A 6732-nucleotide genomic window follows, 5' to 3' on the forward strand; every position below is an offset into this window, starting at 1 on the left:
TAGCCGTAAGTACGGTAATCGGACGCGTAATTGCATGTCTTGTCTATATACCGTTAATTTTAAGACGTACAAAAATCAGAATTATCCCGCGTTTTCTCTTTGCTTTTAAAAAGAAGATTTTTGCCGCTATTTTAAACATAGGTCTTCCCGGTGCCGGAGAGAATTTATCCTGGCACAGTCAATATATGTTTATGACGGCAGTGGTGGCATCAATGGGAGCGATTCCTCTTGCAACTCACGGTATATATTTTCAGATGGTGCTTATCATGATGCTGTTTTCGATTTCAATTGCTATGGGAACGGAGATTCTGATAGCGCACTATGCGGGGGCTTTGCAGCTTGACTTAGCTTATAAGCAGTTAATGCGTTCAGTAAAAATCGGTATGTGCGCAACGATATTGATAACTTTCTCAATCCCTCTTGGAACCGGTAAATTCATTATTTCTCAATTTACCGACAGCCTTGAGGTTTTAGCTTTGGCAACGCCGATCTTTCTTTTAACGGTGATCCAAGAGCCCGGAAGAATTTTAAATATAATTATTATCAATTCGCTTCGTGCTGTAGGAGATACCAAGTTTCCGCTTATCATGGCAGTAATTTCGATGTGGGGTATAAGTGTTCCTTTAGGCTGTTTTCTTGGGCTGCATTGCGGTCTTGGTCTTTTGGGCGTGTGGATAGGTTTTGCGGCAGATGAGTGGGTACGCGGTATCAGTATGTTTTTAAGATGGCGCTCTCGCGTTTGGGAAAAGGCGGCAAAACTTAATTATCAAAAGCATTTGCAGCAGGCATAGCAGGAGTTTTAATAAGTGAGCTTTATAAAGACGTTTAAAGACGGAATTAAATATATGGAAATATGGCCTGAAGATCCTATTTTAGGCTCCATTTTTACTGAAGGACGGGTTAAATATATTATGCGTCTTGGAAAATATTTGCTGCCGCCTTTTATTATGTTTTTAATTGTCTGGAATTTTATAATGGGCGGAGGTCTTAAAGGCGTTGAGTTCTTTTATACGTTAAAAAGCAATTGGCCGGTAACTTTATGCTGCGTGCTGTTTTTGCTGGTGTTGCCGCTGCAGGGATATTATTGGTTCGGTAAGCGTTCTTCGGTTAAACTTAATAAAAAGCAGAAGCTTTATTACGAAGAATTGTGTAAAAAACTGCAAAAAGAACCCGCAATTGATCCTGTTATGATGGATTTTGCCGTTACTGTAAAGGAAGGTTTAGCTAAATTCGGAAGGGATATTTTAAAAACTCTATGATTATCCGGCTCTTCCTTTGCAGGAAAAGTTGTCGTATATGTTAGAATATTGCTCCGTTGTTATATAGCGTGTTCCCTAGCGGTAGTGATGCCGCTTCTTTTTATAATCATTTGAAAAATGCAAGAAAGTATTATTCGTAAGCTCGAATCTTTGTGCGAGCGCCATCAGGAAGTAGAACAGTTATTAAGTCAGCCTGAAATTATTGCCGATCAGGAAAAGTTTCGTGAATTGAATCGAGAGTATTCACGTTTACAGGTTATGGTAAACACCTTTCAGGAGTATAAGCGTGCGTCTGATGATCTTGAAGAGATGCAGGTTATGCTTGAAGGTGACGATGAAGATATGAAGGCAATGGCTCAAGAAGAGCTTGAGCCTACTAAGGAAAAAGCAGCAGTACTTGAGCATGAGCTGCAGCTTTTGCTGTTGCCGCATGACGATCGCGATGACTGCAACTGCTTCCTTGAAATTCGCGCCGGTACCGGTGGTGATGAAGCAGCTTTGTTTGCCGGTGAACTTTATCGTATGTATGCAAAATATTGTGAGTCAAAGGGCTGGCAGCTTGAAGTGGTTTCACAAAGCGAAGGTGAAGTCGGTGGCTATAAGGAAATTATTGCTAAGTTGTCAGGTGAAGGCGCATACGGTTATATGAAGTTCGAGTCAGGAGGTCACCGTGTACAGCGCGTTCCTGCTACTGAAGCTCAGGGCCGCGTTCATACTTCTGCCTGTACGGTTATGGTTTTGCCGGAAATCCCGCCGTCAAAAGCTCCTGAGGTCAATCCTGCCGATTTACGTATTGATACTTTCCGCGCATCCGGAGCCGGCGGTCAGCACATTAATAAGACTGATTCTGCAATTCGTATTACACATATTCCTACCGGTATTGTGGTTGAGTGCCAAGATGAACGTTCTCAGCATCGTAATCGTGAGAGAGCAATGGAAGTGTTGTTATCACGCTTGGCTAAAATGGAAGAAGATAAGCGTCTTGCCGAACAAACAGAAGCACGTCACAGTATATTAAGTTCAGGTGACAGATCTGATCGTATCCGTACTTATAACTTCCCTCAAAGCCGTGTTACCGATCATCGCATCAATCTGACCCTTTATCGTTTAAGTGAAGTCTTAGAGGGCGATCTTGATCTTATTTTAAAACCGGTGATTGAAGAATATCAGGCTGAACAATTATCCGAAATGGCAAAACAGGGCGGACTGTAATGCAGTTAAAAGCCCTTTTGCAGGAGGGCAGAAAACGCCTTATTTCTTCAGGATGCGAATCGGCACGCTTAGATGCCGATTTGCTCTTGATGCAGGTACTTAATTGCCCCCGCAGTTATTTAATAACGCATGATAATGATGAAATAAAAGATAGATTTGTTGTTCGCTATAGAAATCTAATTTCAAGACGCATGGCAGGTGAACCTATAGCTTATATTGTGGGTTATAAGGAATTTTGGGGATTACCGTTTAAAGTTAATAAAGATGTCCTTATCCCTCGTCCTGATACCGAGCTTATAGTTGAAACTGCGCTTAAATTTAAGCAAGCTTCTTCCGTTTTGGATTTAGGTACAGGCAGTGGCGCGATTATACTGGCGATAAAACACGAGCGCCCGGAAATCAAAGCTTTTGCGGTGGATATTTCTGACGGGGCTCTTAACGTGGCAAAGGAAAATGCCGCACTTTTTAATCTTGATGTTATTTTCATTAAAAGTTTTTGGTTTTCCGGATTAAAAGATGCAAAATTTGATCTGATCGTTTCTAATCCACCTTATATAGAAGAAAACGATGAACATTTAAAAGCTTTAAGTTTTGAACCTATAGGAGCTTTAACATCAGGCCAAGACGGGCTTGACGATATCAGACTCATCGTACGAGAATCACGGCAATTTTTAAACAATGACGGTGCTTTACTTTTAGAGCATGGGTATAATCAAGGTAAGCGCGTACGTGACATTTTGACGGAAAATGGTTTTAGTGAAGTCATGACCCTTAAGGATTTAGGTGGAAATGAGCGCGTAACGTACGGAATTTTTCGAAAATAGAAGGAGAAAATCATGGCGGCCAAGCAGGTAAAAGTTAACGATATCACTATTGCAAACGATTTACCTTTAACGGTTTTCGGCGGCATAAATGTTCTTGAGTCGCGTGATTTGGCGATGCGCGTTTGTGAAAAATTTATGGAAGTAACTAATAAATTACAGCTTCCGTACATTTTTAAAGCCAGTTTTGATAAAGCCAATCGTTCTTCTTTGCGTTCCTATCGCGGTCCGGGACTTGAAGCCGGAATGAAAATTTTCGATGATTTAAAGCGCGAATTTAATGTCAATATCATTACTGATGTTCATGAGCCTTATCAATGCGCTCAGGTTGCCGAGCACGTTGATGTTCTGCAGCTTCCGGCCTTTTTAGCAAGGCAGAGTGATTTGGTGTTTGCTTTAGGAAAAACTAAAAAGCCGGTAAATGTTAAAAAGCCGCAATTTATGGCTCCTGCGCAAGTTGCCAATATTATTGAAAAATTTCATGAGACTGGAAATGACAATGTGATTTTGTGCGAGCGCGGTTCACAGTTTGGCTATGACAATTTGGTAGTCGATATGCTTGGATTCGGAGTGATGAAAAAAGTGTCAGGCAATGCACCTGTGATTTTTGACGTAACTCATTCGCTGCAGTGTCGAGAAGCCAATGCTCAAGCCTCAGGGGGAAGAAGAGCTCAGGCCTTTGATTTGGCAAAAGCCGGTGTTGCCATAGGGCTTGCAGGTATTTTTCTTGAAACTCATCCTGATCCGGATAAAGCGCTGTGTGATGGACCAAGCGCATTGCCTTTGGATAAACTTGAGCCGTTCCTTACTGATTTAAAAGAACTTGATGCTTTGGTTAAGTCCCAGGCTCCGCTTGATATTCGTTAAATTAAGCGGATTTTAAAATCCATCTTTTAAAAAAGGCGCAACGCGGAAACATCAACTGAACCAGCGGTCCGATAATGATTGCGCCTATTACAGTTCCTTCTCTTATTCCTTGTATTTCCGTTCCGTGAGAAAATATAAGCGCAATGCAGGCAGCAGATGCTACTAAAATCACGTCATAAATAAGTTTTACAGATCCTAATTTTTTGTCCCGACTTTAGAAGCATAAATCTCTAGTTTTCCCTGTTCTACTCTCATTTCCCGTCGAAATTTATGAATCATAAATATATGTCTAATAAGTGTCAAATTAGCGGCAAATATGATATAATGTTATAAAACTATAAGAGGGCAATTTATGGCTTTCCGTCTCAAAGTTACTAAAACAAACGGCAGGGAATACGCTGCAATCGTCGAAAATATCTATAGCAAGCAGCGTCACGGCTCTTCTTCAAGAACAGTTCGCACTTACGGCGATTTAGTCAAACTTCGACACAAGGAGCCTAATATCGATGAAGAAATCAGAAAAGAAGTCGCACGTTTGAATGCGGATGCCGAAGCTGCTAATCAGGCATGGGTTAACCGGCACCTGCAATCGGTTGACCTTGTCCGGGAAAAAGCGCTTAAACAGGTCAATTACGGTATCGCCTTCTATCGAAAAATCTGGGAGAGCTTAAAACTGCACACCTGGTTTGACCGCGCTAAACGCAACTCCCGCGGCGCCATCAAATATGACCTTGAGCAAACCGTCTTTCTGTTGGCCGCAATGCGTATTCTCAGACCGATGTCTAAAAGCAAGACCTTTAGCGCCAAAGATGAGCTGGTATTCGATTTTAGCAATCTTACGCTTGATGACATCTATAACAGCCTTGATGTTTTGGCAGACAAAAAGACCACCGTCATAGCCAATCTCAACAAAAACCTTGAAGAGATTTACGCACGAGTCAAGACCATAGCGTTCTACGACGTAACGACTTTCTACTTCGAATCGTTTGATTCAGACGAGCTCAGAGCCCGCGGAATGAGCAAAGAGAACAAAACCAACGAAGTTCAGGTTGTTCTCGGACTTCTGGTGGACGGCGAGGGTATTCCTATCGACTACGAGTTATTCCGCGGCAATACGTCGGAAATGAACACCATCATCGAAGTGGTCAACAACTACAAAATGAAAAACCGCCTGCAGAGAGTGACCGTGGTTGCAGATCGAGGACTAAATTCCCATTTAAATCTGAAAAGCCTGACAAATTTGAATTTTGACTACATCGTTGCGCAGTCTATTAACCGATTAACGGAGAATATTCGAGAAAAAGTTTTCAGTGATGATAACTGGGATGAAGTGCTGGTTTCGAGCGATAACACAGAGACATTCAAAGTCAAAACACTAGATCAAAGTTCGTCTTCCGAGCTTGATAATAAAATCATTGTGACCTGGTCGGCTAAGCGCCAAGCCCACGACCTCAAGGTTCTTAATGAACGCTTTGAAAAATGCCGAAAACTTTTAGAAAAAGGTACCGGAGCTGTCAATGCATCGATAAAACACGGGGTTAGACAGTTTCTAAAAATCAAAAAAGGTACAAAAGTTGAATACTCAAGCAATGAGGAGCTGTACAAAAAACGCCAAAAGCAAGCAGGCTACTACGCACTTATCACCTCGCACAAAAACACTGACGCAATGCAGATTTATCGAGACCTGCGGAATCTGTGGCATATCGAAGAATGTTTCCGAGTCATGAAAACTAATCTTGATGCACGGCCGGTCTACGTATGGACGCCGAAGAAAATCCGGGGACACTTTTTGGTTTGTTATCTGGCATTGGTAATGGAACGTTTGGCGCATTACCGAATTGAACAAGCCGGCATTGAATTATCGGGACAGAAAATCATTGAGCTGCTTGGGCAAGCAAGGATGACGATTTTAGAGCAAGATAAAACCAAGAAAACGCTGTACCTTAAGCAAGGGATTAGTGCCGACGCGAACAAGAACAACGAGTATGCCGAAACGGTCGATAACCTGATGCGTGTCGTCGGGATTGATCCGCCGGCTGCTATTGAAGACAGCATAGGGTTAGCAAGGAAGCTTAAGGTAAGCTCTAACATGAAGTTAGTGATTTAAAAAATTAGACAACTATTTTTGATGCATAGAAAAGCCGGCTATTGCTTGTCAGTAGCGGCTTTCCTTTTTGTTTAAGCTTCTAAAGTCGAGAGCGCTGTGTGATGGACCAAGCGCATTGCCTTTGGATAAACTTGAGCCGTTCCTTACTGATTTAAAAGAACTTGATGCTTTGGTTAAGTCCCAGGCTCCGCTTGATATTCGTTAAATTAAGCGGATTTTAAAATCCATCTTTTAAAAAAGGCGCAACGCGGAAACATCAACTGAACCAGCGGTCCGATAATGATTGCGCCTATTACAGTTCCTTCTCTTATTCCTTGTATTTCCGTTCCGTGAGAAAATATAAGCGCAATGCAGGCAGCAGATGCTACTAAAATCACGTCATAAATAAGTTTTACAGATCCTAATTTTTTGTCCCGACTTTAGAAGCATAAATCTCTAGTTTTCCCTGTTCTACTCTCATTTCCCG

Annotated in this window: 8 protein-coding genes and 1 pseudogene; 7 read left to right on the top strand and 2 right to left on the bottom strand. The window is 41.9% G+C overall.

What is annotated here, in order from left to right:
* The 5 genes from QZ019_RS08730 to kdsA all read left to right on the top strand — a co-directional run.
* Positions 1-791, top strand: a 791-nt coding sequence (locus QZ019_RS08730; protein WP_295484299.1) for an MATE family efflux transporter, incomplete at its 5' end; no start/stop codon positions are given.
* A gap of 15 nt (positions 792-806) precedes the next feature.
* Positions 807-1259, top strand: coding sequence for a terminus macrodomain insulation protein YfbV (yfbV, locus tag QZ019_RS08735; protein WP_295484302.1), 453 nt, complete (start codon positions 807-809; stop codon positions 1257-1259).
* A 117-nt stretch (positions 1260-1376) separates the two neighbouring features.
* Positions 1377-2471 (top strand): peptide chain release factor 1, encoded by a 1095-nt coding sequence (gene prfA, locus QZ019_RS08740; protein ID WP_295484305.1) that lies wholly within the window; start codon positions 1377-1379, stop codon positions 2469-2471.
* Positions 2471-3295: a peptide chain release factor N(5)-glutamine methyltransferase gene (prmC, locus tag QZ019_RS08745; protein WP_294567006.1), complete on the top strand. Its 825-nt coding sequence runs from the start codon at positions 2471-2473 to the stop codon at positions 3293-3295. The genes prfA and prmC overlap by 1 nt, the downstream gene beginning before the upstream one ends.
* A 12-nt stretch (positions 3296-3307) precedes the next feature.
* The gene (kdsA, locus tag QZ019_RS08750) at positions 3308-4159 is read left to right on the top strand and encodes a 3-deoxy-8-phosphooctulonate synthase (RefSeq protein ID WP_294567008.1); all 852 of its coding nucleotides are present in this window, start codon (positions 3308-3310) and stop codon (positions 4157-4159) included.
* A 1-nt stretch (position 4160) separates the two neighbouring features.
* Here the strand turns inward: kdsA and QZ019_RS08755 are convergent, their stop codons facing one another.
* Positions 4161-4331, bottom strand: a complete 171-nt coding sequence (locus QZ019_RS08755; protein WP_295484309.1) for a hypothetical protein — start codon at positions 4329-4331, stop codon at positions 4161-4163.
* A gap of 180 nt (positions 4332-4511) precedes the next feature.
* Here QZ019_RS08755 and QZ019_RS08760 point away from each other — a divergent pair, with 180 nt between their 5' ends.
* On the top strand, positions 4512-6266 hold the full coding sequence (locus tag QZ019_RS08760; RefSeq protein WP_295484312.1) for an IS1634 family transposase: 1755 nt from the start codon (positions 4512-4514) through the stop codon (positions 6264-6266).
* Between the two features lie 91 nt (positions 6267-6357).
* Positions 6358-6471: pseudogene (locus tag QZ019_RS08765) on the top strand (3-deoxy-8-phosphooctulonate synthase); the annotation flags it as partial.
* Between the two features lies 1 nt (position 6472).
* Here the strand turns inward: QZ019_RS08765 and QZ019_RS08770 are convergent.
* The gene (locus QZ019_RS08770; protein ID WP_295484309.1) at positions 6473-6643 is read right to left on the bottom strand and encodes a hypothetical protein; all 171 of its coding nucleotides are present in this window, start codon (positions 6641-6643) and stop codon (positions 6473-6475) included.
* Between the last annotated feature and the right edge of the window lie 89 nt (positions 6644-6732).

It is taken from the genome of uncultured Succinatimonas sp., assembly GCF_905203285.1.
Classification (GTDB): Bacteria; Pseudomonadota; Gammaproteobacteria; order Enterobacterales; family Succinivibrionaceae; genus Succinatimonas.

Coding starts and splice junctions, on each gene's coding strand:
- prfA (WP_295484305.1), top strand. CDS start 1,377: ATGCAAGAAAGTATTATTCGTAAGCTCGAATCTTTGTGCGAGCGCCAT.
- prmC (WP_294567006.1), top strand. CDS start 2,471: ATGCAGTTAAAAGCCCTTTTGCAGGAGGGCAGAAAACGCCTTATTTCT.
- kdsA (WP_294567008.1), top strand. CDS start 3,308: ATGGCGGCCAAGCAGGTAAAAGTTAACGATATCACTATTGCAAACGAT.
- QZ019_RS08760 (WP_295484312.1), top strand. CDS start 4,512: ATGGCTTTCCGTCTCAAAGTTACTAAAACAAACGGCAGGGAATACGCT.